Source organism: Thermotoga caldifontis AZM44c09 (assembly GCF_000828655.1).
Lineage (GTDB): Bacteria > Thermotogota > Thermotogae > Thermotogales > DSM-5069 > Pseudothermotoga_A > Pseudothermotoga_A caldifontis.
The window spans coordinates 648,221-674,293 of the sequence record NZ_AP014509.1; the positions used below are offsets into that span (position 1 = coordinate 648,221).

32 protein-coding genes, 1 tRNA gene and 1 other RNA gene are annotated in these 26,073 nt (G+C 51.7%); 15 read left to right on the forward strand and 19 right to left on the reverse strand.

Annotated features, from left to right (window positions below):
• The first annotated feature begins 1 nt into the window (after position 1).
• From TSP01S_RS03095 to ssrA, 5 genes are all read left to right on the forward strand, one after another.
• Positions 2 to 487, forward strand: coding sequence for an adenosine-specific kinase (locus TSP01S_RS03095; protein WP_041076374.1), 486 nt, complete (start codon positions 2 to 4; stop codon positions 485 to 487).
• A 182-nt stretch (positions 488 to 669) separates the two neighbouring features.
• The gene (locus TSP01S_RS10290; protein ID WP_171816799.1) at positions 670 to 834 is read left to right on the forward strand and encodes a hypothetical protein; all 165 of its coding nucleotides are present in this window, start codon (positions 670 to 672) and stop codon (positions 832 to 834) included.
• A gap of 54 nt (positions 835 to 888) precedes the next feature.
• Positions 889 to 2,010, forward strand: a complete 1,122-nt coding sequence (locus TSP01S_RS03100; protein ID WP_082021634.1) for an MFS transporter — start codon at positions 889 to 891, stop codon at positions 2,008 to 2,010.
• 5 nt (positions 2,011 to 2,015) lie between these two features.
• The gene (locus TSP01S_RS03105) at positions 2,016 to 2,771 is read left to right on the forward strand and encodes a PIG-L deacetylase family protein (protein ID WP_231848596.1); all 756 of its coding nucleotides are present in this window, start codon (positions 2,016 to 2,018) and stop codon (positions 2,769 to 2,771) included.
• Between the two features lie 52 nt (positions 2,772 to 2,823).
• Positions 2,824 to 3,181: a transfer-messenger RNA gene (ssrA, locus tag TSP01S_RS10155) on the forward strand.
• Between the two features lie 3 nt (positions 3,182 to 3,184).
• Here ssrA and TSP01S_RS03110 read toward each other — a convergent pair.
• The 10 genes from TSP01S_RS03110 to TSP01S_RS03155 form a co-directional block, all read right to left on the reverse strand.
• Positions 3,185 to 3,838 carry a class I SAM-dependent methyltransferase gene (locus TSP01S_RS03110; RefSeq protein ID WP_041076377.1) on the reverse strand — a complete coding sequence of 218 codons (654 nt, stop codon included), beginning with the start codon at positions 3,836 to 3,838 and terminating at the stop codon, positions 3,185 to 3,187.
• The gene (locus TSP01S_RS03115) at positions 3,835 to 5,037 is read right to left on the reverse strand and encodes an ABC transporter permease (protein WP_041076379.1); all 1,203 of its coding nucleotides are present in this window, start codon (positions 5,035 to 5,037) and stop codon (positions 3,835 to 3,837) included. Before TSP01S_RS03115 ends, TSP01S_RS03110 begins: the two co-directional genes overlap by 4 nt.
• The gene (locus TSP01S_RS03120; protein WP_041076381.1) at positions 5,030 to 5,722 is read right to left on the reverse strand and encodes an ABC transporter ATP-binding protein; all 693 of its coding nucleotides are present in this window, start codon (positions 5,720 to 5,722) and stop codon (positions 5,030 to 5,032) included. Before TSP01S_RS03120 ends, TSP01S_RS03115 begins: the two co-directional genes overlap by 8 nt.
• Before the next feature lie 10 nt (positions 5,723 to 5,732).
• On the reverse strand, positions 5,733 to 6,872 hold the full coding sequence (locus tag TSP01S_RS03125) for an efflux RND transporter periplasmic adaptor subunit (RefSeq protein ID WP_041076383.1): 1,140 nt from the start codon (positions 6,870 to 6,872) through the stop codon (positions 5,733 to 5,735).
• 2 nt (positions 6,873 to 6,874) lie between these two features.
• Positions 6,875 to 8,179, reverse strand: coding sequence for a TolC family protein (locus TSP01S_RS03130; RefSeq protein WP_041076385.1), 1,305 nt, complete (start codon positions 8,177 to 8,179; stop codon positions 6,875 to 6,877).
• A gap of 6 nt (positions 8,180 to 8,185) precedes the next feature.
• Complete coding sequence (locus TSP01S_RS03135) at positions 8,186 to 9,193, reverse strand: TolC family protein (RefSeq protein ID WP_041076387.1); 1,008 nt, start codon at positions 9,191 to 9,193, stop codon at positions 8,186 to 8,188.
• Between the two features lie 88 nt (positions 9,194 to 9,281).
• On the reverse strand, positions 9,282 to 11,027 hold the full coding sequence (locus tag TSP01S_RS03140) for a DUF2207 domain-containing protein (protein WP_041076389.1): 1,746 nt from the start codon (positions 11,025 to 11,027) through the stop codon (positions 9,282 to 9,284).
• A 1-nt stretch (position 11,028) separates the two neighbouring features.
• Complete coding sequence (locus tag TSP01S_RS03145) at positions 11,029 to 11,832, reverse strand: DUF4097 family beta strand repeat-containing protein (RefSeq protein WP_041076390.1); 804 nt, start codon at positions 11,830 to 11,832, stop codon at positions 11,029 to 11,031.
• Between the two features lie 12 nt (positions 11,833 to 11,844).
• The gene (locus TSP01S_RS03150) at positions 11,845 to 12,069 is read right to left on the reverse strand and encodes a hypothetical protein (RefSeq protein ID WP_231848597.1); all 225 of its coding nucleotides are present in this window, start codon (positions 12,067 to 12,069) and stop codon (positions 11,845 to 11,847) included.
• 2 nt (positions 12,070 to 12,071) lie between these two features.
• Complete coding sequence (locus TSP01S_RS03155) at positions 12,072 to 12,449, reverse strand: DUF2089 domain-containing protein (RefSeq protein ID WP_041076392.1); 378 nt, start codon at positions 12,447 to 12,449, stop codon at positions 12,072 to 12,074.
• Between the two features lie 146 nt (positions 12,450 to 12,595).
• Here TSP01S_RS03155 and pyrH point away from each other — a divergent pair, with 146 nt between their 5' ends.
• The 3 genes from pyrH to TSP01S_RS03170 all read left to right on the forward strand — a co-directional run bounded on the left by pyrH (position 12,596) and on the right by TSP01S_RS03170 (position 15,589).
• Positions 12,596 to 13,297, forward strand: a complete 702-nt coding sequence (pyrH, locus tag TSP01S_RS03160; RefSeq protein WP_041076394.1) for a UMP kinase — start codon at positions 12,596 to 12,598, stop codon at positions 13,295 to 13,297.
• A 12-nt stretch (positions 13,298 to 13,309) separates the two neighbouring features.
• Positions 13,310 to 14,596 (forward strand): phosphopyruvate hydratase, encoded by a 1,287-nt coding sequence (gene eno, locus TSP01S_RS03165; protein ID WP_041076396.1) that lies wholly within the window; start codon positions 13,310 to 13,312, stop codon positions 14,594 to 14,596.
• A gap of 69 nt (positions 14,597 to 14,665) precedes the next feature.
• On the forward strand, positions 14,666 to 15,589 hold the full coding sequence (locus TSP01S_RS03170) for a cation diffusion facilitator family transporter (RefSeq protein ID WP_041076398.1): 924 nt from the start codon (positions 14,666 to 14,668) through the stop codon (positions 15,587 to 15,589).
• Between the two features lie 2 nt (positions 15,590 to 15,591).
• Here the strand turns inward: TSP01S_RS03170 and TSP01S_RS10160 are convergent, their stop codons facing one another.
• From TSP01S_RS10160 to rplI, 9 genes are all read right to left on the reverse strand, one after another.
• Positions 15,592 to 16,404 (reverse strand): metal ABC transporter substrate-binding protein, encoded by an 813-nt coding sequence (locus TSP01S_RS10160; RefSeq protein WP_171816800.1) that lies wholly within the window; start codon positions 16,402 to 16,404, stop codon positions 15,592 to 15,594.
• A 40-nt stretch (positions 16,405 to 16,444) separates the two neighbouring features.
• Positions 16,445 to 16,521 (reverse strand) — tRNA-Ala (locus TSP01S_RS03180).
• Between the two features lie 75 nt (positions 16,522 to 16,596).
• The gene (trxB, locus tag TSP01S_RS03185; protein ID WP_041076402.1) at positions 16,597 to 17,538 is read right to left on the reverse strand and encodes a thioredoxin-disulfide reductase; all 942 of its coding nucleotides are present in this window, start codon (positions 17,536 to 17,538) and stop codon (positions 16,597 to 16,599) included.
• Between the two features lies 1 nt (position 17,539).
• Positions 17,540 to 18,202, reverse strand: a complete 663-nt coding sequence (gene pdo / locus TSP01S_RS03190) for a protein disulfide oxidoreductase (RefSeq protein WP_041076404.1) — start codon at positions 18,200 to 18,202, stop codon at positions 17,540 to 17,542.
• Positions 18,203 to 18,260: 58 nt separating this feature from the next.
• A complete protein-coding gene (locus TSP01S_RS03195; protein ID WP_144380623.1) occupies positions 18,261 to 18,758 on the reverse strand; it encodes a hypothetical protein in 498 nt (165 codons plus the stop codon).
• 4 nt (positions 18,759 to 18,762) lie between these two features.
• A complete protein-coding gene (locus tag TSP01S_RS03200; RefSeq protein WP_041076408.1) occupies positions 18,763 to 19,680 on the reverse strand; it encodes an SPFH domain-containing protein in 918 nt (305 codons plus the stop codon).
• Entirely contained in the window at positions 19,677 to 20,123 is a 447-nt protein-coding gene (locus TSP01S_RS03205) for an NfeD family protein (protein ID WP_041076410.1), read from the reverse strand. Before TSP01S_RS03205 ends, TSP01S_RS03200 begins: the two co-directional genes overlap by 4 nt.
• Positions 20,124 to 20,135: 12 nt before the next feature.
• The gene (locus TSP01S_RS03210; RefSeq protein WP_041076412.1) at positions 20,136 to 20,972 is read right to left on the reverse strand and encodes an MBL fold metallo-hydrolase; all 837 of its coding nucleotides are present in this window, start codon (positions 20,970 to 20,972) and stop codon (positions 20,136 to 20,138) included.
• The gene (gene rplI, locus TSP01S_RS03215) at positions 20,969 to 21,433 is read right to left on the reverse strand and encodes a 50S ribosomal protein L9 (RefSeq protein WP_041076414.1); all 465 of its coding nucleotides are present in this window, start codon (positions 21,431 to 21,433) and stop codon (positions 20,969 to 20,971) included. Before rplI ends, TSP01S_RS03210 begins: the two co-directional genes overlap by 4 nt.
• Before the next feature lie 138 nt (positions 21,434 to 21,571).
• Between rplI and TSP01S_RS03220 the strand changes: the two genes are divergently transcribed.
• The 7 genes from TSP01S_RS03220 to TSP01S_RS03250 are packed head-to-tail and all read left to right on the forward strand — an operon-like array spanning position 21,572 to position 26,072.
• A complete protein-coding gene (locus TSP01S_RS03220) occupies positions 21,572 to 21,799 on the forward strand; it encodes a DUF4911 domain-containing protein (protein ID WP_041076415.1) in 228 nt (75 codons plus the stop codon).
• Positions 21,786 to 22,271 (forward strand): YqeG family HAD IIIA-type phosphatase, encoded by a 486-nt coding sequence (locus TSP01S_RS03225; protein ID WP_052463481.1) that lies wholly within the window; start codon positions 21,786 to 21,788, stop codon positions 22,269 to 22,271. Before TSP01S_RS03220 ends, TSP01S_RS03225 begins: the two co-directional genes overlap by 14 nt.
• A 3-nt stretch (positions 22,272 to 22,274) precedes the next feature.
• On the forward strand, positions 22,275 to 23,372 hold the full coding sequence (gene yqeH / locus TSP01S_RS03230; RefSeq protein ID WP_041076416.1) for a ribosome biogenesis GTPase YqeH: 1,098 nt from the start codon (positions 22,275 to 22,277) through the stop codon (positions 23,370 to 23,372).
• Positions 23,369 to 23,956 carry a phosphate propanoyltransferase gene (pduL, locus tag TSP01S_RS03235; protein WP_041076418.1) on the forward strand — a complete coding sequence of 196 codons (588 nt, stop codon included), beginning with the start codon at positions 23,369 to 23,371 and terminating at the stop codon, positions 23,954 to 23,956. The genes yqeH and pduL overlap by 4 nt, the downstream gene beginning before the upstream one ends.
• Entirely contained in the window at positions 23,938 to 24,141 is a 204-nt protein-coding gene (locus TSP01S_RS03240) for a ubiquitin family protein (RefSeq protein ID WP_041076419.1), read from the forward strand. The genes pduL and TSP01S_RS03240 overlap by 19 nt, the downstream gene beginning before the upstream one ends.
• Before the next feature lie 12 nt (positions 24,142 to 24,153).
• Complete coding sequence (locus tag TSP01S_RS03245; RefSeq protein WP_041076423.1) at positions 24,154 to 25,335, forward strand: M20 metallopeptidase family protein; 1,182 nt, start codon at positions 24,154 to 24,156, stop codon at positions 25,333 to 25,335.
• The gene (locus TSP01S_RS03250; protein WP_171816801.1) at positions 25,332 to 26,072 is read left to right on the forward strand and encodes a YdcF family protein; all 741 of its coding nucleotides are present in this window, start codon (positions 25,332 to 25,334) and stop codon (positions 26,070 to 26,072) included. Before TSP01S_RS03245 ends, TSP01S_RS03250 begins: the two co-directional genes overlap by 4 nt.
• The last annotated feature ends 1 nt before the right edge of the window (position 26,073 follow it).

Consider the following 26,073-nt stretch of genomic DNA (forward strand, 5'->3'; position numbering starts at 1 on the left):
TATGAACATCGAAGTGGTTCAGGTGAACATACCGGAAGGTGCGAACGTGATTCTGGGTCACTCACACTTCATCAAAACGGTGGAAGATCTGTACGAGGTTGTGGTGACGACGAATCCGAACATGAAATTCGGACTCGCGTTCAACGAGGCGAGCGGACCTTGCCTGGTCAGGTACGAAGGCAACGATCAGGAACTCATCGATGTCGCGATCGATAATGCAAAAAGGATCGGAGCGGGACATTTGTTCGTGCTGGTCATCAAGAACGGTTATCCCATCAACATCCTCAACCAGATCAAAAACGTTCAGGAAGTGTGCAGGATCTTCGCCGCCACTGCGAACCCGCTTCAGGTGCTCGTGGTGCAGACCGATCAGGGAAGGGCCGTCATAGGTGTCGTGGACGGTTACGCGGTGAAAGGTGTCGAGACGGACAAAGATAGAGAATGGAGGCACAACTTCCTGAGACAGATCACGAAGTACAAGAAGTGAAGCGATGTGAGCGGCATCTTCAACCCGCCCGCGGGGCGGGTTTTATTTTTGTGACCCTCAACTCATATATCTTGATAATGAATTCGATGATATGAGATATATTCATATATAGGGTCAATATTTACTAAAGACACTTGACAAAAATTGAGGGACATGATAAACTTTTTCTCGGAGGTGAGAACATGTTGGAGTACTTGCTCGCAAAGATCAGGCACGAAGAACTCCTCAAAGAGGCAGAGAAGGAAAGGTTGATAAGGGAAGCTCAGAAGCAGTTCAAAGTCCTGCATGGTTCCAACGTTCAACAGGGTCAGGCGAGCGAAAAGAAAAAAGAAACGCTCAGGGTCTGAGTTCGCGGAACACACCTTGCAGACGTCGCGGCCAGAGTCTTATAATCTTTTTGTATGGTGCGACAACGTTTGACTTCGGTCTCGATAGAATTCTTCGCTTACGCATCACTCGCATGCATGACTCTGTTGAGCCAATATTTCGTTCGCATCGGTCTGTCTCCGTCCATCGTTGGTTTGCTCATGGCCTTACCTTCCATCAACGCGTTGTGGGCAAACCAGCTTTATTTTTTTCTGGCCTACAAACTGGGTGTGAAGAAAGTGGTTCTCTACTTCTCCCTTCTGGGAATCGCTTCCGTATGGTCTCTCTTTGCCTCCAGAACCGTGGCTCTCATCTTCACTTTCAGTTTTCTTTTGATGTTTTCGCAGGGCGCACTGGTTCCGCTTCTGGAATCTTCCTTGGTGGAGTTCGCGAGTCAATCGAACTTCGCCTACGGTAAAATAAGGCTCTTCGGCACACTCGGTTACGCCTTCGCTTCTTTCGTGATAGCCAGGCTGGTCAGCAGGGGTTTCAGCTCGTTGTTCGTGCTCTACTCACTTCTGTTCTTCTTGATAGGCTTCGCGGTGCAGACGAGTGAGCTTGGGGTGCGATTCCACCGCAGACCTTCCGTGCGAGCGGTCGATAAAAGATTCTTTCTGCTTTTCACGGTTGTGACTGCTTCTGTAGGTTTCAACCTGTTCAACAGCGTTTTCTTGCCTGTCCTTGTTGAATCGAAGCGTTTCCGGCCAGAGAGCGTCGGTCTGAGCCTCGCGCTCATGGCGATGAGCGAGATTCCCTTTTTATTGCTCGCCGAGCGGATCGTCAAAAAATTTGGAAGTCTCAGACTGCTTCTCAGTGCGTTCTTCGTCGTGGGACTCAGGTTGGTTTTGACTCCTTTAGCAGTTAACGAGGCTCAGCTGATACTCATCCAGCTCCTGCACGGCTGGACTTACATAGTGATCTACTATTCGGTGCTGTTCTTGATGAGGCGGATGCTTTCGGGTCACGTTCTGGAAGGTACGCAGATAGTTTTCTGGATGTCCCTTCAGGGTGTGGGGCCGCTGCTGGGTTCGAGTGTCGGAGGAGTGGTTGTGGAGCACCTCGGAACGAAGGCAACGTATCTGACCTTTGGCTTCATCGCCATCTCTCTCGTGTTGGTGGGTTGGTTCATCGAGAAAAACTGTTTTGAAGGGGAGTGAGGACCTTGGAACAGTTCGTGCGAAAGCTCAAGGGTATGATGAAGCTTCCAGATTTCGATTCGCTCGGTAAAGTGATGTGTGTACAACCGCATCCGGACGATGCCGACATTTCCATGGGTGGCACGGTCGCCAAACTCTCGAAAAAAGGTGTCAGGGTCTACTACGTAACGGTGACGGACGGCTCGGCGGGGACGCTCGACGAATCGCTGATGGGTGAAAGACTTGCTCAGATCAGAAAAAAGGAACAAGAAAAGGCTGCGGAAATACTGGGTGTGCACGAACTGATCTGGCTCGGTTTCGAAGACCTTGGAGATTATTCTGTCGAACAGGTGCGCGTGAAACTGGTTGAAGTTTTGAGAAAAGTTGAACCAGACGTGGTCTTCACGGTCGATCCCTTCACACCTTACGAGGTGCACCCGGATCACATCAAGTGCGGCATGTCCACTTCGCAGGCGGTGAGTCTGTACAGACTGCCGAAATTACTTCCAGGCACTTCGAAGCACGCAGTGGCTGCGATTTCCTTCTTCAACACGGCGTTTCCGAACACTTTTTATCCCATCGATCAGGAACATCTGAACAAGAAGTTCCAGGCCATTTCACAGCACAAAAGTCAGTTCGATGAGAAATCTCTGCAGACTTTGTTCTTCTATCTGACCGAGAAGAGCAAGGCGTACTCACCGGTGGAGGGTCAGCTGGTAGAACCTTTCAAAACTCTCCCGCCTGTAGCACTCCATGTGATCAGCGAGGCGTACAGGCTTTGAACTTTTCGAGCGTTCTTCAGTCCATAGAGATGGAGTATAATAGATAACTGCTGGGGGCGAACGGGTTCGACGGGTGTGAGATCCCCCAGGAAGCGAGCCGAGGTCTCCACCTCCTCGTAAAAAAGGTGGAACAAAAAAGAAGTGCCAACTACGAAATGGCTCTCGCTGCCTAATAGAGAATAGGCAGCCGTCCCCCGCGAGGTCTGACCGGTGCCCGCGGACGGGGCGTGACCCAGCCGGTCCACCGCTGGAAGGTTTGCCCCGACCTTTCGGCGGGTTTCACAGGGGCTGTGACTTGCGAAGGCCTGCCTGTGGGCTTTTGCAAGTCGAGAACTGAACACAGGCTGCGCTCGGAGAAGCCTGGGGGTGCTCACATTCGGACGGGGGTTCGATTCCCCCCGCCTCCACCAGAATCATTTCTTTCTCCACCTCGCTACGTAGATCGCCCCGCAGTTTCCGGCTTTCACACCCGCGAGGTTGGCTTCTTCGTAAGGTGGAGAGGCGTTTGGGGAGAGGAAAACTGCCTCCGCTTCGGATTCACACGGTCCAAGCAGTTCGATGAGATCTTCCTTTGTGTAAAATCGAGCGTGAGACCAGGGTTTGACACCTCTGTCTGCGAGCTTGCGATACAGCGCCACCCATGAGGATAAGCCGTTCAGAATGCCGACCACCAGGGCTCCATTTCGTTTCAGAACCCTCAGCGATTCGTTCAGAACTTTTTGGGGATCCTGAACGAACTCGAGCGTTGTGAAGATGAGGACAACATCGAAGCTATCATCGTGCAGGGGTAGTTCTTCACCCTCAGCACAGATCCACCGGGCCGAAGGTACGTTCCTCCTTCCGATTTCGAACATGGTTTTGGACGGTTCTACAGCGACCATGACCGGATAGTTCAATCTTCTCAACCACCAACCAGTTCCAGCGCCGATTTCGAGGAGTCTTTCGCCCGCGGGAAGTAGTTTCTTCAACGCTTTCTCTTCTTCCTTTATCACGAAGGAACCTAAGGGAGTTTCGTACCAGCTTTCGTAGTCCTGGGCGATTTCAGCGAAAACATCTTTGAAGCTCATTCGTACCTGAGCGCCTCCACCGGATCGAGTTTTGACGCCCTCACGGCCGGCCAGACACCGAAGAACAGACCCACAAGGATGGAGACGGAAACGGCTATGAGGACCACACCTGGTGTCACGGCGGTTTGTACCGAGCCGATGCTCGCTATGAGCTTGGATAGGCCAAAACCCGCTGCAATGCCCAGCAGTCCCGCAACGGAAGTGAGCACGATCGACTCGAGCAGGAACTGGAGCAAAATGTGCCTTCGACTGGCTCCGATGGCTTTCCGAATGCCAATCTCTCTGGTTCTCTCTGTGACCGTAACGAGCATTATGTTCATTATGCCTATGCCACCCACGAGTAGCGAGATGCCAGCGATGCTACCCAGCATGAAGCTCAACATGGCCATCGTCTGGTTCACAGTCTCCAGGAGCGCGTCCTGGCTCACTATCCTGTATCTCTGTTCGTCTTTGAACTTCTCGAACAGAACGGAATCTATCTCCGCGACCGCCTGGTTCGCCAGGTTTTCTGAGACGGCCTGGGCGACTATCATCGAGACGTTTCTCCTTCTGAAGAGCCTGTTCTCGGCGGACGAGAAGGGCACTATGATCGATCTGTCTGGATTGAGGAACAGGAGGTTTCCACTTTTCTCGAGCACACCTACGATGGTGTAGGTCTGTCTGATGGAACCGCTCGTGATCCTCACAGTCTGTCCCAGAGCGTTGCCGTCAGGGAAAAGTTCGTCTGCGACTTCTTTCCCTATGACTGCCACACGACGTCTTTCATCCGAGCTGTCAAAGAATTCTCCCTGGGCGAGTTTGACGTTTAACATGTCGAACAACACCGCTCTCGCAGCTAAAACAGTTGCCATGCTGTTCTGTCGTTCGTACTGAACGATGAAGTTTCCCTGCTGGATTGGCGTCACGTACCTGACGGAAGGACAGAGCTGGGCTATCCTGTCAGCATCTTCCTTTTCGAGAGTTTCTGTGAGTGCCGTGGCGACGCGTCCACCTCCACCCCTCGTGAACCCGGCCGTGACGAGTATGAGGTTCGAACCTATGGACGTCAAAGACTGCCTGATGCTCCTGCTCGTACCCTCGGCGACCGAAACGACGCCTATGACGGCCGCCACACCTATGATGATCCCTATCATGGACAGGGCGGTACGCAGTTTGTTGTGCGCGATGGAACGAAAGGCCTCTTTCAGCATTTCAAGCATGCGCGTTCACCTCTTCGGCCACGATCTTGCCGTCGCGCATGCGAATTATCCTGTCTCCCCGGCTGGCAACTTCAGGATCGTGTGTGACTATGACCACGGTCTGGCCCCTCTCGTTCAATTCGGAGAAGATCTTCAATATTTCTTCTCCACTCTTCGAATCCAGGTTCCCGGTCGGTTCATCCGCGAGCAGTACGACGGGATCGTTCGCGAGCGCCCTCGCTATGGCGACCCTCTGCATCTGGCCTCCGGACAGCTGTGTCGGTCTGTGGTGCAATCTGTCTCCGAGTCCGACCAGTTCGAGCAGCTCTTTAGCCTTCTTGCGCCTCAGTGACTTCGGAACACCCGCGTAGATCATTGGCAGTTCAACGTTCTCGAGGGCGGTCAAACGGGAGAGCAGGTTGAACTGTTGAAAGACGAACCCGATCATTTTGTTCCTCACTTTCGCGAGCTGTGCATCGCTCAGTTTTGATACGGGCGTCGAAGCGATGTATATCTCGCCCTCGGTGGGTTTATCGAGACAGCCCATCAGATGGAGCAGGGTGGTCTTGCCGCTCCCAGACGGTCCCATCACGATCAGGAACTCCCCTTCTTCAACCGTCAGGCTCACACCGTCCAGCGCCCTGACCTCGGTTTCACCCATCCTGTATATCTTCCTGACGTTCTCGACCCTTATGATCTCGGCCACGGAGTTCACCTCACGGTCTGAAGAAAACGGTGGGAGGAACGTTCTGTGTCCGGTTGGTCGTCGTTCTGCCGGTCACGAGCACGACCTCACCTTTCTGGAGGCCTTCCACAACTTCGTAGAAGTTGCTCGTTCTCACGCCCAGAACGATCTCTCTTTCCTCCGTCGTACCATCAGATTTCTTGACGGTGACATAGGCCTTTCCAGAAGAAAATTTGACGGCGTTGGCTGGCACAGCCAGCACGTTCTCCTTGCTCATCGTGATGATGTTGACTTCACAGGAAAGTCCGGGAATGATCTTGGAGTTTTGAGTTTGTTGAGTTTGAGAGGTACGTTGCTGCTGCCTCTGAGGTATCTGTTGGCCTGTGGTGAACTGTGTTCTCAATTGCTGTAATCTCTGCTGCAGCTGTGCTCTTTCTTCTTCGCTCATCTGGCTGAGTCTGCTACCGAGCTGTGGAACATTCACGTTCATCAGATCGAGTTCGATGGGAACAACCACGATTCCCTGCGAGGTTTCTGCCACGCTCGATATGTAGGTCACCCTCGCGCTGACATTCAAACCTTCTATCGCGCCGAAACTGACCGTTGCGGTTTGTCCCAGAGCGATCTTCGGATAATCGACTTCATCCACGGAAGCCGAGACGTAAAGCTTTTCCAGGTTCACAACCCTGCCGACGATCTTTCCGGAACTGACCAGATCGCCTTCCTTGATGTCGATCGAAGTGATCACACCGTTTATTGGACTGACGATTTTGCAGTTTTCGAGGTCCCTCTTCGCCAGTTCGAGTTCTATCTCACGCTGCTGGATCAAAAGCTTTGAGCCAGAATTCTTCGCCGTCTCATAGTTCTGAAGGGCCTTTATGTACGCGAGCCTGTATTCAGCGTCGTCCAGTTCGACTATCACATCCCCAGCCTTGACGCTGTCACCTTTGGACACGTACACTCTTTTAACTATGCCGGACACGAACGGTTTGATGTCTGCGTACTCTCTCGCCTGGACGGTGCCAGAGACCGTTACAGTATCGGTCAAGTTCGTTTTCGAAACCACATACTCGCTCACCTCAACTGTGCTCGTCTGTGCCGTGTTCCTGTTGCAGGATACGAACATGAAAGAAACTAAGAGGATCAGAACGATCCAGCGTACTCTGCGCACGCTCAAGCACCTCCCAAAAGCTCAATCAGGTCGAACCCCAGAACCGTCAAAAGGTTCACCTTGCTCATCAGCAGGTCGAACTCCGTCTTGAAGAGCTCGAGTTCAGCTTCTTCGACGTCGAGCAATGCCGATTCGAGATCCTGCTCTGAGACGAACTCTCTCTTTCTGTTCAACCTATCCAGATTCATTTTCTTCAGTTCCAGATCGAGCCCACTGACCTGTTTCGAAATCTCCGCGATCCTCATCGAAGCGTACGCATCCTTCACCGCTTTCTCTAAACTTCGCAGTTTTTCTTCGTAGCTGACGCTCTGCAGGTTGAACCTGCTCTGGGTTGTTCTGTAAGCGTGTGATCTTTCACCCCTGTCGATTAGATCATAGCTGAACGAAAAACCGAGCGATACGGAGTAACCCTCTTCCTTCAGTTTCAGTCCCGCGCTCAGGGTCGGGTTCGGTAGCCAGGTCTGGTAAGACCTTTCGCTCTGTTTCTTGGCGATCTGAAGAGCGATGTAAGAAGCCTGAGCGTCGTACCGCGATTTGACGGTTTCAAGTGCCTCCTGTTCGTCCGGAAGCTCAGATGTGAGCCGGCGCAGCTGGTTCATCATCGTATCCAGAACGGTCTGTGGATAGTCTTTCGATACGCCTGATCTGGTCTGCCTGATCTTTTCAAGTTGCAGAACGAGGTTCTGCAGTTGTTTTTGAGTGCTGATTATATCTTCATAAGCGACGCTCCCGGCCTCGTAAGCTTTTCTCAATTCTTCCATCTGCTCGTTCAGGAGCTGGAGCCTTTTCGAGGTGATTTCGAGCTTCTTCGCGTAATAGTAGCTGTTGAAAACGTCGTTTGCGGTGTTCACAAAGACGTTGTTCTTCGCAGACAGAAGTTTCCAGCTCGTGTCGAAGAGATTCTTCTGCTTTTCGAGCTGGTCCAGATCGAAGTTTGAAAACAAACTCCTGGAAACGGAGAACGTCCAGCCAGAATCGCTCCATTCTTCTTTCGACGAGGAATACGTCCAGCTGTTCGAGATGGAGAAGTTGAACCCCGCGACGTTCGAAAAGGTTATCGAGAGCGGTACGTTCACAGTGTAAGTCAAATCGCTGTCGGAAATCGATGCACTGACAGTGAATTTATCCAACCCAACGTAAGGTATCAATATGTTTTTGTCTTTCCGAACCTGAAAAACTGCTTCTTCGTAAGAGAGCTTTGCAGAAAGGTAGTTCACATCGTTCTGCAGATTCTTCTGAACCTCGTCCAGAAAGGAAGCCAGTACGAGACCTGGCAGTAACAACAGCAGAAGGACCTTTTTGATCACGGTCCATCACTCTCCAAGGATCGTCGAGAGGACCTTGGAGAAATCGAGTTCCGCGTCGATGTACACATTGCACACGTTCTTCAAAAGAGATTTCAACTGCGAGAGGAACGTTCTTCTTGCGTTCGTGTAGGAGAGCTTCGCGTTCAGCACGTCCCGTTCAGACGCCACACCTGCGGAGAAATTCTTTTGAACGGTGTCGAGCTGCAGTTTCGCGACCTCGATCTTTTCCATCTGTGCCTGGATCGATTTGATGGCGTTTCGAACGGTCTGGACCTGGTTTTCGTAGGATTTTCTCAGCGACAGCAGATACGCCTGAACGTCGGCCTGGGCTTTCTTCAGATTCCTTTCGTACTGATTCTTCGTGTACTGCGACGGGTTCACCAAACCTTCGAGGTCCATCTGTGCGATCTGAACGTTCAGCCTGGCCATGGCGAGCGTGAGCGATCTGTCCATGAGTTCATCGACTGTGGGCAGAGAGAAGTTCAGGTTCAGCTTCGCCGGTTCCTTCACTTCGAACTTTTCTCCCACGAGCACCTGAAGATCTCGTTTCGCCTGTTCCACTGATAGTTTCGCGGTATCGACATCCTTTTCCGCTTCTATCAGTGTGGCGCTCGCGTTCTTGACGTCCTGGAGCGTGCCAACACCTCTGTCGTAAAGGTCTTTCTTTTCTTTGTAATCGATCTGTGCGATCTGCAGATTCAGCTGGGCTATTTCGAGCGCCAGCTGTGAGTCGAGCACACCAAAATAAGTGTCAAGAAAGTCGCTCACGAAACTCTTCAGGGATTCTCTGTATGTGTTGTCGGCCCTCATTTTCGAAAGCTGGGCTGAAAGTTCCTGCCTCTTGTTCCTCGCTTCCAGCAACGCCTTCTGGTAATCGTCCTCCGCCTGTTCGCGGTCCAGCGTGAGTTTCAAATACGCCGGACTGTTGCTCTTGGCGCTTTCCAAAGCATCGATAATGCCTGCGAACATCGAACAAACGAACACCACGAGCATTACAACAACGGCGCGCTTCATCTGCACCCCTCCTGGTTCAGTGACTGTCTACGAGTATTCTAAGCATCTGATTTGAAAAGAGATGGATCTTTAATGAATCTCTAAGGAATCATCCTGCACCGATTCTGCTTCCTCCCGCGCCGGAACCCACGCCTCCTCCTTTGAAACCACCCGAGGAAGACGAGGAGGCTTTCGAAACGGTTTGCGCTGCGGTTCTGATCGTTGCTGGTATCGTATCGAGCATCGCGGGTTGTACAACGACAGCGCTCGCCACCCGTGATTCACCTGGAGGATTCAACTTTTTGAAATTTTCGGCCACAGCTTTGGCGATCCCAAGCGCCGCAGCGTAGACGATGTATTCGTCCCAGATGGCCACCGACGCGGGTGGATAAGAAGAGAGCGCAGAGAAATCGAGCAGGAACTTCTCAAAATTCTTCCACCTCAAGTAGTAGAGGAGGCCTTCCTTCGTCCATCGTGAAAAGACATCCTTCTTCATCGACAGGACTGTTATCCCTGCGGAGATGCAGAGAAACATGCACATGCGAACGTAGTCAAAGAGCGTTCTGAACGCGGGATCGAGTCTGCTCGTGAGGATCAGGACAAGGATCGGAACGAAGAGAGCGAAGAATGCCGCGAAAGACTTCGCAATCCTGTTTCCCTTTTCGTCCATGAGGTTTCTTTCCTTTATTTCGTTGAAGACTGATTGCTGCCACTTTCTGTAACTTGCCAGGAATTTTCTCGCATTCGGTTCTCTCTGAACGGCCTTCTTGAAGGCGTCGAAATCCAGTTTTCCATCGTGGATGAACCCATCGAAGATCTTCAGCAGTGGATCGTCAGAGTTCGTAGCGAAGCTGACTCCCACGATTTGTCCATTCTGAGAAGTTATGAACTCTGCCCTCTTTTCCTTCACCGCGTTGAGCAGAAGGGCGTTCAAACCGTCCTCGTCCGGAAGGGAGCACAACCGTTTCACAACACCGTTCACGACGTCGGGAGGATCGCTGTAAGGTATCTCCCTCTCGTACTCGGCGTCGTACGTTACTGAAAATTCCGTACCGAATTTTTTGTAGAGATAGAAGGGGAAGAAAACCACGAACAACGTGTAAGTTGCGGTCAGTGCGAGACCGAACGCGTTCTTCAACGTGTAATCGCGCTCGTACTTCAAAATTTCCTGCAGGGAGACGTCCTGGTATCTAACATCCTGGATCGAACTCAGTTTTGGAAAGACGTATCTGCCCTCAACGAAGCTGTTCGGAGGAACGTTCCTGAAGGTGAACTCCTCGATCCTGCCGTCTTTAGAACTCACCCGAAGACCCCAGGGATGGTGATAAACCCTCGGCTCACCGAACTCTGGGGGAAAAACCATCCTCACGTTGAGTTTCTTCACGGTTGTCGGAGCTTCTCCAAGATACTTTATGAACAGCTGGGTGAAGTCCTTTCCGTGAATCAGCAAATTCTTAACAGTGTAGCTGAGCTTCAGCTGAACGGTGAGTCCACCAGGCGGTGTTTGAACGTACTCTTCCATAGAACGGCTGAACTGGAACAGGAGGTTGACACTGCTTTGACTGATCCTGTTCAGCCGAACCCCACCCATCAGGGGTGGACCTTGGATCAGCTCGTAGCGAAAGTCTTCTATTGAGACGCCTTCGGGCATGTCCAGGGCCCAGGTGACGTAGCGGAAGGGCTTTTTGAATTTCATCGTGAAGACTTCCGTGACATCCGCGGTTCCGTCCGACCGCATGAGCAGTGTGTAGTCCATCTGTTCAAGTTCGAAGAGATCTGTTTGGGGAAGACTCGTGAAGAAGATCAAGATGGAGAACAGAACCGCCCCAAGGATGAATGGCAGGATTCTCCTCATGTCAACTCAACTCCTGAAGCATCCGTTTCGCATCTTCGTAGCTCAGTTTCCCTTCCGCAACCAATCTGAGGATCCTTTTCTCGATCTCTTCCACTCTTTCTTTTTTGCCCATCACCTTCACGAGCACATCGCCCGAGACGGTCGAAACCACGATCCTCATCCTGCCGTCTCCGAAAACGTACTCGTTCCCGCGCCTGCTGTAGCCCACGTTGGACGAAAGATCACCGCCCGCACTTTTCAAAATGATTCTCAGACTTGGAAGGCCCACCACGTTCAGGATGGTGTCTCCGCTCACCGTGTTGATCAACCAGTCGTACTCTTTACATTCGAGCCTGTCGACGTTCACATCCCCGCTCGCGCTGGTGATGACGAGCTTTTCCATATCAGCGTTCGATAGTTCAACATCACCAGAGATCGTTTTGATCTCGACACTTCGAGCTTTACAATCGTTGATCTTTATCTCGCCCGAAACGGTCTTCAAAGTTCCGTGCTCAAATTCGACGGACGAAACCTCCACATCACCGGAGATGGAGTTGATCTGTATTGATCTCAATTCCTTAGGAACGTGCAGTTCGAAGTCTTCGGAGGAACCTGAACCGAAACTGATCAAACCGAACAGGCTCTTTTCGTACTCCTTCGCATTTATCGTGAGCACGTCGTTTTCAACGCGAACGTCTGGCATTTCTTCTTCAAAAAAGAGTACGAAAGAATCGTCACGGCTCTTCGTGATTTTAAAGTTATTGCTGGCCAATCTGACACGCACTTCGTTCACACGTTTCTCTATGAAGATGGATTTCCTCTCCACCGTTCTTCCCTCCTAAAGACCCATGAACATGACGATCACCCAGATCACAACGATTTCACCAGCTATGAAGATGAGTATAGGTACGATGTTGCCGAGGAACAGAAGGAAAATGTACAAAACCACAAAGAAAGAGTAAGTCAGAGCGATCGATTTCACCTTTATCTGTAGCAGCTTGTAACCTATGTAAGCCAGCAACAGTGCCCCAACGATGGCGCTGAGGACCTTAAAAAACAGCACCTTCACACACCTTCCTTGAGTTTCCTGATCCTTTCGAGCGCTTCCTGGGCGGATATTTCTCCCTTTTCAAGGCTTTCAAGGATCTCGTTCACCTGCTTCTCCTGCTGCACCTCTTCGGCTTCGTAGCCGAGTGTCTTGACGATCGCTTCGAGTCTGGATCTGGCGGTTGGATAGGAAATACCGAGTTCCTTCTGTACCTCGCTGAGATTCCCTCGAGCCTTTATGAAGATCCTCAGAAAGCTCAGTTGCTCGGGTGAGAGCCTGAAGAACTCCTCGAGCTCAAACTTGCCCCTGATCGTTGTTCCGCAGGAGGGACACGTGAGTTCGGTTATGATGAGCTGGTTGTCACACACAGGACACCTCGAGATCACCCGCGCCATTGAAATCACCTCTTCCATTTTGTTCAAACTCAACTAAAAATATCTTAGCTATGAATTCAAATTTTGTCAAGTACACGTCGATTTAACATCGAAGACGTTCCGACTGCCAAAGCAGTTGATAGAATCCTTGAGGAGGGGATCGGAGAGTGTACAGGAGGGTGCTCATAAAACTGAGTGGAGAGGTCATGTGCGGTGAAGGTGCCAGGGGTTTCGATAGAGAAAACATCGAATTCCTTGTCAAGCAGCTGTCGCAAGTTATAGAGTACGGCGTGAACGTGGGCATCGTCATAGGTGCGGGCAACATATTCCGAGGCGAAGAGCTCGTGGATCTGCCGCATTCGCTCGCCGATCAGATAGGTATGCTCGGCACGGTGATCAACGCACTGTATCTCAAAGGTGCCCTGCAGAAGGTGGGTATAAAGAGCGTCGTGGTGTCTCAGATCAGCTCTTTACCGTCCATAAGGCCCATTCACTACGACGATATAAACCTTTACTTCGATGCTGGTTACGTGGTCATTTTCGCGGGTGGCACGAGCAACCCGTTCTTCACGACGGACACCGCCGCGGCGTTGAGGGCCGTGGAGATGGGTGCGGAACTTCTGATCAAAGCGACCAAGGTCGATGGAGTGTACGACAGCGACCCGAGGAAGAACAAAAATGCAAGGAAATTTGAGAGGTTATCTTACCAGGATGCGATAAAATTAGGCTTGAAGGTCATGGACACGGAAGCGTTCTCGATCTGCGGCAGGTACAAGCTACCCATAGTCGTGTTGAACTTCTTTGAGGAAGGTGCGCTGTTGAAGGCCGTGAAGGGGGAACCAGTTGGTAGCTATATCTCACCCGAATGAGGAGGTGGACGAATGTACAACGAGATCATCGATATCAGAGCACGCGAGGTCCTCGACTCGAGGGGCAATCCAACGGTCGAGGTCGAAGTTTATCTGGAAGATGGCACGATGGCCTCTGCGATCGTTCCGTCTGGTGCTTCGACGGGGAAGTTTGAAGCGCTCGAGTTGAGGGACAAGGACAAGAGGTATCAGGGAAAGGGCGTTCTCAAGGCTGTGAAGAACGTTAACGAAGTCATCGCACCGAAGATCATAGGAATGAACGTGTACGATCAGGTGGCGATCGACAACGCGCTGATCGAACTGGATGGGACGGAGAACAAATCCAAGCTCGGTGCCAACGCGATCCTCGGAGTCTCTATGGCCGTGGCGAGGGCCGCCGCAGAAAGTCTTTACCTGCCACTCTACAGATACCTTGGAGGTCCCAACGCGAAGGTTTTACCCGTTCCTTTCATGAACGTCATCAACGGAGGAAAACATGCGGACAACAACCTGGATATCCAGGAGTTCATGATCGTGCCGGCAGGCTTCGACAAGTTTTCCGAGGCGCTGCGCTGTGGCGCCGAAGTGTTCCACACGCTCAAGAAGATCCTCCACGACGCTGGTCACGTCACGTCCGTGGGTGATGAGGGCGGATTCGCACCCAACCTTTCTTCCAACGAAGAAGCCATCAAGGTGCTCATCGAGGCGATCGAAAAGGCAGGTTACGAACCCGGTAAGGACGTCTTCATAGCGCTCGATTGTGCGGCTTCTTCTTTCTACGACGGCGAGAAGAAGAGGTATCTCATCGACGGTTCCGAGAAGACTTCCGAAGAGTTGCTGGATTACTACAGAAAACTCGTTGAGAAATATCCGATCATAAGCATCGAAGATCCGTTCGACGAAGAAGACTGGGACGCGTTCGTCAAGCTGACGGCCCAGATAGGCGAGAAGGTTCAAATCGTCGGTGATGATCTCTACGTGACGAACATAAAGAGACTGCAGAAAGGAGTTCAGCTGAGGGCCACGAACTCGATACTCATCAAGCTCAACCAGATAGGTACGGTCACGGAGACGCTGGACGTCATAGAATTCGCAAAGCAGAATCACATGACGTGTATCGTGTCGCACAGGTCCGGTGAGACTGAGGATACATTCATCGCAGACCTTGCAGTTGGCACGAACAGTGGTATGATAAAAACTGGCTCACTGTCCCGGAGCGAAAGGATCGCCAAGTACAACAGGTTGCTCAGAATAGAAGAAGAGCTCGGCGTAATGGCCCAGTACAGAGGTGTGGGATCCTTCTACAGCATCAAGAGGTGAACTGAACAAGAAAGGCGGAGAAACGGCGCGGCTGCACGCCGCGCTTTTTGATCGACGGAGGAACAGAACGTGAACGAGAGGAGTAAGCAGTTTTCAAGAGCGGCCTGGATCGGTGTCTGGGCGAATGGAATACTCTCCGCTGCAAAAGTGATGGCTGGACTGCTGTTCAACAGTTCGGCCGTACTGGCAGACGGCATCGACACAGGCACGGACGTGTTCACCTCCTTAGTGACACTGGTTTCTGCAAAGATATCCAGCAAGCCACCGGACAAAACGCATCCTTACGGTCACGAAAGGGCCGAAGCCATAGCGGCGAAGGTGGTTTCGTTCGTGGTGTTCTACGCCGGAGTGAGCCTGCTGATCAATTCCATCAGGCGAATAGTCCTGCTCGAACATGCGGAGATCCAGGGCGTGATACCGCTGTTTGTGACGGTCGTTTCGATGGGCGTGAAAACCTGGCTGTTTCTGTACAAGTACAGCGTCGGAAAAAAGTTGAACAGTTCGGCGCTCATCGCAGACGCGCTGAACATGAGAAACGATATCCTGATCTCGAGCACGGTCCTCTTCGGTGTGATCCTGAACAAGTTCGGGATCTGGTGGATGGACAGCGTTGCGGCGCTCGTGGTTTCTATCATGATCGTCAGGACGGCGTTCAGCATCTTCCGTGAGACGAGTTACGAACTCATGGACGGCATGCAGGATCTGGAGATCTACGAACAGATTTTCGAAGCGGTCAGATCGGTGGAGAACGTGAAAAACCCGCACAAAGTTCGGGTGAGGCAGGTAGGTTACAAGTACTTCGTTGACATAGACATCGAGGTTGACCCGAATCTCACCGTCCAGAGAGGTCACGAGCTCGCCACACGGGTCAAAGAAGCCATAATCGCTAAAAACGATAGGATCGCGGATGTTTTGGTGCACGTTGAACCTGCCGGCAACATCGAGCAGGAACCGTTCGGCCTGGACCAGGAGAAACTGAATTCCAGCAGGTGAAATCACTCAGTTTCGACGAGAACGGCGAGTTTTTCGACGAGCGAGTCCATCAGCTGGATGTAATCGCCCACGTCCCAACCCATCAGGTCGATGGTCACAGGTTGTAAATTCAACTGCTCCGCCAGTTTCAGAGCGGCTGCACTCTCTACGTGTTCGTCCACGAACAGATGCTTCACGAGCCCTTTCTTCACCAGGTTCGTCAGTTCTGCCAGTTTCTTGGTGGTCAAGCCCACTTCGTGACCCGTTTCCAGAGCGAAAATCTCCCCGAGGTTGAAACGCTTTGCCAAGTGTGTGAGGGCGGGATGAACCTCAACTATGATTCTGTTCTTCACAGGCGCCAGTTTTTCTTTCCACAGCCAGAGTCTCTCCAGCAAACGTTTCGAGAAATCCACCCAGTTGGCTTCAAGCTTCTCAGCGAGGTTCGGTTCGAGGCGTGAAAGCGACAGCATCAGCATGTGCGAAAAAACGAGCACGTTCACAGGATCGAGCCACAGGTGTTCGTCTTCTTCGAAATCTTTCTCGAACACGTCTTCGCTGAACATCAGAACCTTGTCTTTGAACATCGACTGAACCTTGTTCGCCCACTGCTCGAAGCCAACCAAGACTATCAGATCGGCCCGGTTCAAAAGTTCCAAATCGCTGGTTTTGAGCTGGTAGAGATGCGGGTTACTGTTTTTGCCCATGATGCACAAAACGTTGTGTCCCTCGGGCAGGATCTCTTTCACGATGAGTTCCAGCGGTCTGATCGAAACCGCAACCGTTACGGATAGAACGAGCGTGGAAAGGAGTAAAAGGGGTAAGATCGTCCAGCGCACGTTTGTGCCTCCGATCAAAAAGAGGGGGATCTTCCCCCTCTGGTGGAGCCGATGGGACTTGAACCCACGACCTCTACCGTGCCATGGTAGCGCTCTCCCAAACTGAGCTACGGCCCCACGCACAATTTATTATACCCCATGCTACAGAAGTTGGCAACAGGTTCCATGAAGTGCCAGGAGAGAAACTTTTCTTCAGAAATAGTGCTCCGCTGCGTGAACTGCGGCGATCGCTCCGTCCGCAACGGCTGTGATGATCTGTCTCACGTTCTTCCTCCGAACGTCTCCGATCGCGTAGATGCGCGGCACGCTCGTCTCCATCCACTCGTTCGTTATCACGTAACCGTTTTCGTCGAGCTCGACTAAGCCCTTCACTAAATCAGAATTCGGAACCGAACCGATGGCCACGAAGGCTCCATCGATTTTCAACTCACCCAACTCGCCAGTCTTGACGTTCCTCACGACGATCTTCTCGAGTTTCTTATCACCGACGAACCGGTCCACGACGGTATCGAAGAGAAACCTTATGTTCGGCCTTGCGAAAGCTTTATCCTGAAGGATCTTGACGGCTCTGAGTTTGTCCCTCCTGTGGATCACGGTAACGGTGCGTGCGATTTTCGACAAATATATGGCGTCGTTGATCGCCGTGTCGCCGCCCCCAACTACTGCCACGTCCTTGTCTTTGAAGAAGTATCCGTCGCAGGTGGCACAGTACGAAACACCCTTTCCCGTCAGTTCCAGTTCGCCTGGCACGTTCAATTTCTTTGGATCCGTGCCGGTAGCGAGCATCAGCACACCCGCCTCGATGGTTCTTCCATCGTCGAGCACAACGGCACGGGTATCACGGTCCACCACGATCTTCGTCACGGAAGCGTTCAAAAACTCTGTTCCCAGCGATTCAGCGTGCTCTTTCATTCTCTTGGCGAGCTCGGACCCTTCGATGTTTGGAAAGCCGAGGTAGTTGTCTATGTACGTTGTGAGGTTCAGCTGGCCACCTTCGAGCACTTTCTCCACTATCAGAACACTCAATCCGGCCCTGCGAGCGTAAACCGCAGCGCCGAGCGCTGCAGGCCCACCACCTATGGTCAACACATCGTATCTGTCTTTGACCTCTCCTGAGCTGAGTTCGAAAAACATTTCAGATCTTCCTCACTGCTTTCATGAGTTCCTGAACGAACATGTGCTCAGGATAAGCACCTATGAACTCGTGGACATCGTTTATCACGGTGTGTGGAACCGAAGAGACACCGTACTTCATGCTGAGTTCGGGAAATTCGTTCGCTTCGATCATCTCAGCCACGATGTTTCTGTTGACCAGAGCCGCACTGTGTGCCATGAGCACGGCCTTTGGACAGTACGGACAGGTCGGCGTGACGAAGACTCTGATCCTCACGGGAACGTTTATCGATCTGATCTGGTTGATCTGTTGTTCGTTGAAGAAAACGGGTTTGTTGCTGGAGACAGCTATGATGTCCTGAATGAGTGTTGAAAATTCGTGTCCCGACGGGATGCCGTAGAAGCGTATGCCGGTCTCCTGGCCATTCGAATCCAGGAGGATTATGGCCGGCGTCATTTCCACTCTGTAACTCTTCGCCAGCTCCGGTTCCTTTTTGACGTGGTGACTGCTCAACTGGATCTTCCCATCTATGGCGGAGAGTTCCTCCAGAACCTGCTTCGTCAGGTCACAGTACTCACACTCGCTCGGATCGTCGACGAAGATCAGTACCTTCACCGGGTCTTTCAGTTGTTCCTCGAACGTTTTCTTCAGATATTTCGTGTCCCTCTCACTCAACAGTGGCATAATTGTTTCCCTCCCATCGATGTTTCTTCTGAGAAAATTCTACCAAAATAGTCGGAATTTAGTACTTTCGATCGAGTAAAAAAGATGTTACACCAAGGCACAGCAAAAACAGTCCCAGCCAGAAACTCTGATTTCTTGGGATGTTCATCTCGCGCAGCACGAAGCTGGTGGTCAGCAAGCCCCAGCAGAGCAGGAGCGAGGCGATGTTCTTCCTGATCGCGCGTTTGAAAAGATAGTTGAGGGCGTATTCGCTCTTGGTATGACCTGCGGAGAGGAAAAATATCCTAAGCCTCTTGTCTTCGCTCTCCAGCAGCGTGGACAGCCTGCCGGCGTGGAAAAAGAAAGAAACGGCCAGGAAGATGAGGAGGTCCCGAGCCCTGTAAACTTCGAAGGAGCTCGTGTAAAGCAGAAGAAGGCCGAGCGTGGTGAGCGTGTTCATGAACGCGAACGGAGAAAGGTTTATGTTTGCAAAACTCACGAAACCTATCCACGCCAGCAAGCCAGCAACGATCAATCCGGTGGCGGAGAGGAATAAACCAAGGAGAACCTCGTTCAACATTTCAGCGCTTCTCTCCTTCTTCTGGTTCTTTCTTCAGAGCCTCCACTATACCTGCCAAGCTCGACACGATCGCCGTGGCTTCGATCGGGAGGAATATCTTCGTCGCTTTACCGTTGGCGATCTCCTTCAGTGCCTCGAGATATCTTATCGCTATCAGATCGCTGGTTGGCGCACCTTCGTGTATCGCTTTAAAGACGTTCAGTATGGCCTGGGCCTGACCTTCCGCTTCGGCTATAAGTTTGTAACGGTTCGCCTCAGCAACTCTCTTTATCGCCTCTGCCTCACCCTCTGCCCTCAGTATCGCTGCGTTTCTCTCGCCTTCGGCCTTCAAAATCTCCGCCTGCTTGATACCTTCTGCTTCGAGGATCGCGGCCCTCTTGGTTCTTTCCGCCTTCATCTGTTTGCTCATCGCTTCGGTGATGTCCTTCGGTGGATCGATCTTCTTGATCTCCACCCTCGTGATTCGAACGCCCCACTTGTCCGTCGCGTCGTCCAGAACGGTCCTCAGTTTCGCGTTGATCTTTTCCCTGGAAGTGAGCGTCTGGTCCAGCTCGAGTTCACCTATCACGTTCCTCAGGTTGGTCTGTGCGAGTTTCAGAGTGGCGAACTGGAAGTTGTTGACGTTGTAGACCACCTTGTACGCGTCGGTTACCTCGTAGTAGATCACGGCGTCAACCGTCACCACGACGTTGTCCTTCGTTATGACCTCCTGCGGCGGAACGTCTATGACCATTTCCCTGAGGTCGACCTTGATCATCCTGTCGAAGAACGGTATGATGAAGTGAAGACCAGGTCCAACTTCCCTGTGGAACTTTCCAAGTCGTTCGATGAGACCTCTCTGGAAAGGCCGCACCACTTTGATTCCGGTCGCAGCGATTATGAACAGCAGAACGATCAGCACTGCAAGGGCTATCATCATGCTTCACCACCCCTTTCGATTTTTCGCACCACCACGTGGGCACCTTCCACTTTCAGGATCGTCACTTTTTGACCTTCTTCGATCGTCGTGTCGTCCGATTCGGAGTAAGCCCGCCAGATCTCACCGTTCACCTTGACGAGGCCTTTACCCTGTCTGTTGTCGATGGTTTCCACGACTATCGCTTCTTTTCCTATTATCTCATCGATGTGGATTTTTCTTGCTTCAGATTTTACGAGCCTCTTGGCCAGAGGCCTTGTGAGAAGAACGAGGGCTGCGGAGACCCCCATGAAGGTGACCAGCTGCACTATCGTTCCAGATAGAAAGCTCACACCAGCTGCCGCAAAGGCCCCGAGGGCGAACCAGAAAAAGAAAAATGTTGGTGTGAGGATCTCGGCGACCACCAGGACAACCCCGAGGATGAGCCAGAACACGTAAGGTTCCATCTTATCACCTCCTCACATCGTGAACAGTTCGTTCGGATCAACGTAATAAACCTCGAACGGTTCGTTTGAGAGGTTTTTCAGATATTTCTCTATCTTCCCCGAATAACGGGTCGATATGTGGTAGAGAACGAGCTTCTTAACCTTTGCCTCCCTGGCTATGGAGAGAACTTCATCCAGAGATGCGTGCGCGTTCATTTTCCTGTCTTCCCTCTTCAGAAATGTACATTCGTGCAGGAGAATTTCCGTTTCGAAGGCGTCTTCGGGATCTATTCCGTAAGTGTCTCCAGAAATGGTGAGAACTTTCTTCTCGTAAGATTCCGTGATGCCATCTTGGCCAAGTTCCTTAGAAAGTCGGGCGATCTCGTCTTTCGACAAGTTCTTGTACTCTTCCTTCAACCTTCTTCGAACTTCGATCACGTTGTATCCGAGACTTTGATCGTACTGCGTGTGCCTGACTCTGAAGGGGACCACGTACCTGATAAAGCTTCCGGCCTGTCTGAGGAAGATCTTCTGTCCCACAGTTACAGGGACGAAGCTCAATTCAAACCTCAGATCGCCGTTGACCTTCAGGATGAATTGCAACCACTCCTCGACCGCCGTGTTTCCTTTCGGGTAGTATATGATGAGGGGTTTCTCTCTATCACCCATGGAGTTGTTTCTGGAGTTTATTATCGTCCACAACCCGGATATGTGATCGACGTGACCGTGTGTCAGGAAGATGTACTTTATGGCGTAGATTCTGTTCCCCATAGTCAAAGAAACGCCTTCACCGGCGTCGAACAAGATCCTCTCTGGCGCGTAATAGATCCATGTCGAATAGAGAGCCTTGGAATATATCTCGAGTATCAGGCTTGTTCACTCCCTCTGCTGGCGACGACCTCAACTTTCACCGTGCCTCTGACGCCTCCAGGAAGCCTCAACTTGACGTCGTACAACCCGACTTCCTTGATAGGTTTTTCGATTTCGATCCACTTCTTATCGATCTCGGTTCCCGCACTTTCACTCAGCAACTCCGCTATGGCCACGCCTGTGAGCGCCCCGAAGAGCTTACCACCGGCTCCAGCCTTGACCTCGATCCTGTGAACCTTCCTCTGAAGCTGTCTCAGGATCTCTTCACTCTTTTTTCGAAGCAGATCCTCTTTATGTTCTTTCATCGCCTTTTCGTTTTCCAACCTTTTGATCTCACCTTCCGTGGCCGGTTTGGCAAGGCCTTTGGGTATCAAATAGTTCCTCGCGTACCCATCGCTCACTTCCTTGATCTCGTTGGCTTTCCCAATGTTGGGAACATCCTTGAGGAGTATGACCTTCACGCTTTCTCCCCCTTCCTCAAGTTCATTATACATGGTGCGTCGAATCACGTTCATGGAACAGTTCTTTCGTTTCAACCCCACAAAGTGCAGTTCACCACGATCCACACTTTTCTGGTTATACTCTCTGTGGGTGAGAACATGGAATACGACGTGTATCTGAGGATAGACAGTGAGGACGTTCACAAGCTGAGCTACATCCTCGAGGTTGAGGACAACCTCTTGAACATGAGAAAGTACCAGAACGGGCTTCTGAGGATACTCGTCCCTGCCGATCTGCTCGACGATCTGTTGAACCTTCTTCAGAGTGTGAAGGATTGTGTGAAGTTCGAGCTGGTGGACGTGAGGCTGAACCGTGGGGTTATTTGATTTTCTCAAACCCGACGAGTTCGTGGACGATGTGAAGAGTTTGCAGATCGACAGATACCTTTCCATGGGGAAGGACGTGTTCGTCTTTGACTTTGACAACACGCTCGGTTTCTGGCGGACCGCTGAGGTGAGAGAAGATTTCAAGCCTGTGCTGGAATATCTGAAATCTAAATCGGTTCAGGTCTTCATCGTGTCGAACGGTCGGCCGAGAAAGTTGAAGGATCTGGATGGATTCAACGTTGTCTGGCGAGCGGGCAAGCCTTTTTCGAGGAAACTGAAGAAAATTTTCGAAGGTTTCAAACCATCCCGCGTGGTGCTCGTGGGCGATCAGATCTTCACCGATGTGATGACCGGAAAAAGGCTGGGTTTCTACACTGTGAAGGTGAAACCACTCTCTAAGAGAGAATTCTTCGGCACCAGGATGCTGAGAGTTTTCGAAAAGATTCTCCTCATGTGCTGGAAGGGAAGATGAGCGATGAAGTGTAAAGGATGCGGTGCAGAGCTTCAACACGAGGACGAAACTCTTCCCGGTTACATACCTAAGGACGTGTTCGAAAGAAGAACGCTCTCCGGTGAAGAAATTCTCTGCCAGCGTTGTTTCAGGGCGAGACACTACGGAAAATTGATGCCTGTAAGGTTCGAAGAGTTCTCGAACCAGCTGCGAGACGTGGCCAGGTCTGTGGATGTGGTCGTGTGGGTTCTCGATATCACCGATTTCGAAGGCAGTTACGATCCACAGGTTGCAGGGATCCTTTCCGGGGTGAAAAAGATCCTCGTTGTCAACAAGATAGATTTGCTCCCGAGGGCCGTCACCGTGCGGGAGATAGAAGAATGGGTTCGGAAACAGATCAACGAGCATCCTTTCGATGTGATTCTCACCAGCGTCACGGGGCATTACGGGATCGGAAGGTTGAAAGAAAAGATTCTCAAGTTTCGACGAGTGCTCTTCGTCGGTGTGACCAACGTCGGAAAATCTTCGCTCTTCAAAGAACTCACCGGGATGGATGTGAGCATCACACCTTTTCCCGGAACAACTCTGGGATTCATACAGGCGAAGATATCCGACACCGTTCTTTTCGATTCGCCTGGCGTAACCACCGGTCGCAGGCTGATAGATCTGCTCAGTCCGGAGAGCCAGAAAAAGCTCACACCAACGGATCATTTGAGCAGATTCACCTTCAAGCCTGACCGAGACGACGTGATCTTCCTCGGAGGGGTGTGCCGGCTGGATTTCGACTTTGAAACGGAGCTGCGGCCCATCTTCCAGATCTTTGCGAGCGAGGCAGTGAAGTTCCATCAAACGAACAAGAACAAGGCTGAAGATCTCTGGAAAAGACAGTATGGAAAACTCCTCACTCCGCCTTTCGACCCAGAGGAATTGCCGCTGGAGAATTTGAAATTCCGGGAAGAGAGGTTCACGCTGAACGTTGGTGAGGAACTTGCGATAGCGGGTCTGGGATGGTTGAGCGTCCGCCGCGGACCGTTTGAAATTTGTTTGAAAACGATCGATGGTATAAATATAAGAAAGAGAGAAGCACTGGTGAACCCTGCGAGAAAGGAGAGACGAGCATGAAGAAAAAAGAACCTGGAATTGTGGTTGGCGTGAGTAACAGGCACGTGCACCTCTCGAGGGAAGATCTGGATGTTCTCTTCGGCAAGGGTTACGAGCTCAAGCCCATCAAAGATCTGGGACAGCCAGGCCAGTTCGCCGCCGACGAAAAAGTCATAATCGTTGGTCCCAAAGGAGCGATAGAAGGCGTCAGGGTACTTGGACCGGTGAGGAAGGAAACGCAGATCGAGATTTCCCGAACCGACGCCTTCAAACTTGGGCTCAACCCACCCGTCAGAGACTCGGGCGACATCGAGAACTCTCCGGGCATCGTGATTGTGGGACCGAAGGGTACGGTGGTGAAGGATAAAGGCGTCATCCTCGCAAAGAGGCACATCCACATGCATCCGAAGGACGCGGCACATTACGGCGTCAAGGACAAAGACTTGGTGAAAGTTCTGTGTGAAAAAGAAGGTCGTAGACTCATCTTCGACGATGTTCTGATAAGGGTCAGTGAAAAGTTCGCACTCGAATTCCATGTGGACACGGACGAGGCCAACGCGGCGTTGCTGAACAGCGGTGATCTGGTGTGGATAATAGAAGAATAGTCGTTGTGTACCAGGGAAGAACTTTCGAATTCGAAAAGCCGATGACGGTGAAACAACTGCTGAGTGAATTGCGGTTGAATCCGCTCGAACACCTCGTTCAGGTGGATGGAAAACTCTACACGGAGGACAGGACCATAAGGTGTGGATCGCAGGTCGTGATCCACAGGGTGACTTCTGCAGGCTGAGGGGGCTGCGGCATGATCGAACCAGAAGTGCTGAACTTGAAGGATGAAGTGGTTGAGCTGCGCAGAACGTTCCACATGTATCCGGAGATCGAGTTCGACCTGCACAGAACATCCCAGATCGTGGCAGATTATCTTGAATCGCTGGGATTGGAAGTGAAACGCAACGTTGCCAAAACGGGTGTCGTCGCCTTGTTGCGAGGTGCGAAGCCTGGCAAGACGATCATGCTGAGGGCGGACATGGACGCGCTCCCGCTTCAGGAACTCAACGACGTACCTTACAGATCTAAAATAGACGGCGCGATGCACGCGTGCGGACACGATGGACACACTGCGATGCTGCTTGTGGCTGCGAAGGTGCTATCGCGCAGAAGAAAGCAGCTGTGTGGAAACGTGAAGTTCGTCTTTCAACCCTCCGAGGAGCGTTTTCCTCCCGGTGGGGCGCTGCCCATGATCGAAGAAGGAGTGCTCGAGGATCCGAAAGTCGACATGGCGTTTGGGATCCATCTGTGGAACGCCTTACCGGTGGGAACGGTTGGGGTGCGTGCGGGGGCGTTGCTCGCTGCGGCAGACGAGTTCAGGATAGTCCTCAAAGGTAAAGGTGGGCACGGTGCTTATCCACACGTGTGTAAAGATCCTGTGATCACGGCGAGCGAACTTGTACTGGCGTTGCAGACTCTGGTGAGCAGGAACGTTGATCCTCTCGAGAGTGCGGTCGTCACCGTTGGAAAGGTTCAGGCGGGCACGGCGTTCAACATAATTCCCGAAACGGCCGTGCTCGAAGGTACGGTCAGAACGTTGAACGAGCGCGTGCGTGAGACGATCAAACAGAGGATTAGACAACTCGTTGCCGGCATCTGCACCGCCTACCAGATGGATTTCGAGCTCGATTACAAGGACGGTACCGCGGTGCTGATGAACGATCCAGAACTGACGGAGCTTGTTCGCAGAGTGGCGGAAAGAGTCGTCGGAAAAGACAGAGTCGTCGAGGTTCCACCGTCCATGGGTGGAGAAGACATGTCGTTCTTTTTGCAGAAAGTCCCTGGAGTGTTTTACCTGGTGGGGTCAGCCAACGCTGAGAAGGGACTGGACAAACCGCACCATTCACCTTACTACGACATAGATGAAGATTCTCTGCTCGTGGGTGTGCAGATGCACGTGAGCCTGGTAACGGCGCTTTTGGGAGAAACATGTTGATCGTTCTTGTAAAAATAATCGAAGCGTTCGTTTTACCGCCCGGTTTGTTCGTCAGCGCACCTTTCGTACTCGGCCTTCTGTGGATGAAGAGTTCAAAGAAGAAGGCTTTGCTGTTGCTGTTTTTTTCTCTTCTGAGTTACCTGCTGACCACCAGCGTGGGCACTTTCCTGTTCGTCAGGCCGCTGGAAAAAAGTTTTCAACCGCAGACTTTTGAGAACTGTGATGCGGTGATCGTGCTCGGTGGAGGGATCTTCAAAACTCCCGATGGTTACGAACTGCGTCCACACGCGTTCAAAAGGCTCGTGGAAGCGATCCAAATTGCGAAAAAGTACGACGCCGTGCTCGTAGTTTCCGGCGGCATGCTGCCGGGCTCCTTCGGTGTACCCGAAGCTTCGATCATGGCGGAACTGGCACGGAAGTTTGGATTGCCCAGCGAGAAAATACTTCTGGACGTTCAAAGCAGGAACACTTTCGAGAACGCACGGAACGTCACCGAGATCGTGAGACGGATGAATCTGAAACGGCCAATCCTTGTCACATCCGCCGTGCATATGAAGAGGGCCGTCGTGAGTTTCAAAATGTTCAACTTGGAAGTTCAACCGCATCCTGTGGATTATCTATGCGATTATGGACCGCTCAGCTGGATCGATTTCGTCCCGACGAGAGAATCGCTCGAAGCGAACATGCTGGGCCTTCACGAAATCGTGGGGTTGCTCTGGTACAAGCTCAGAAGATGAA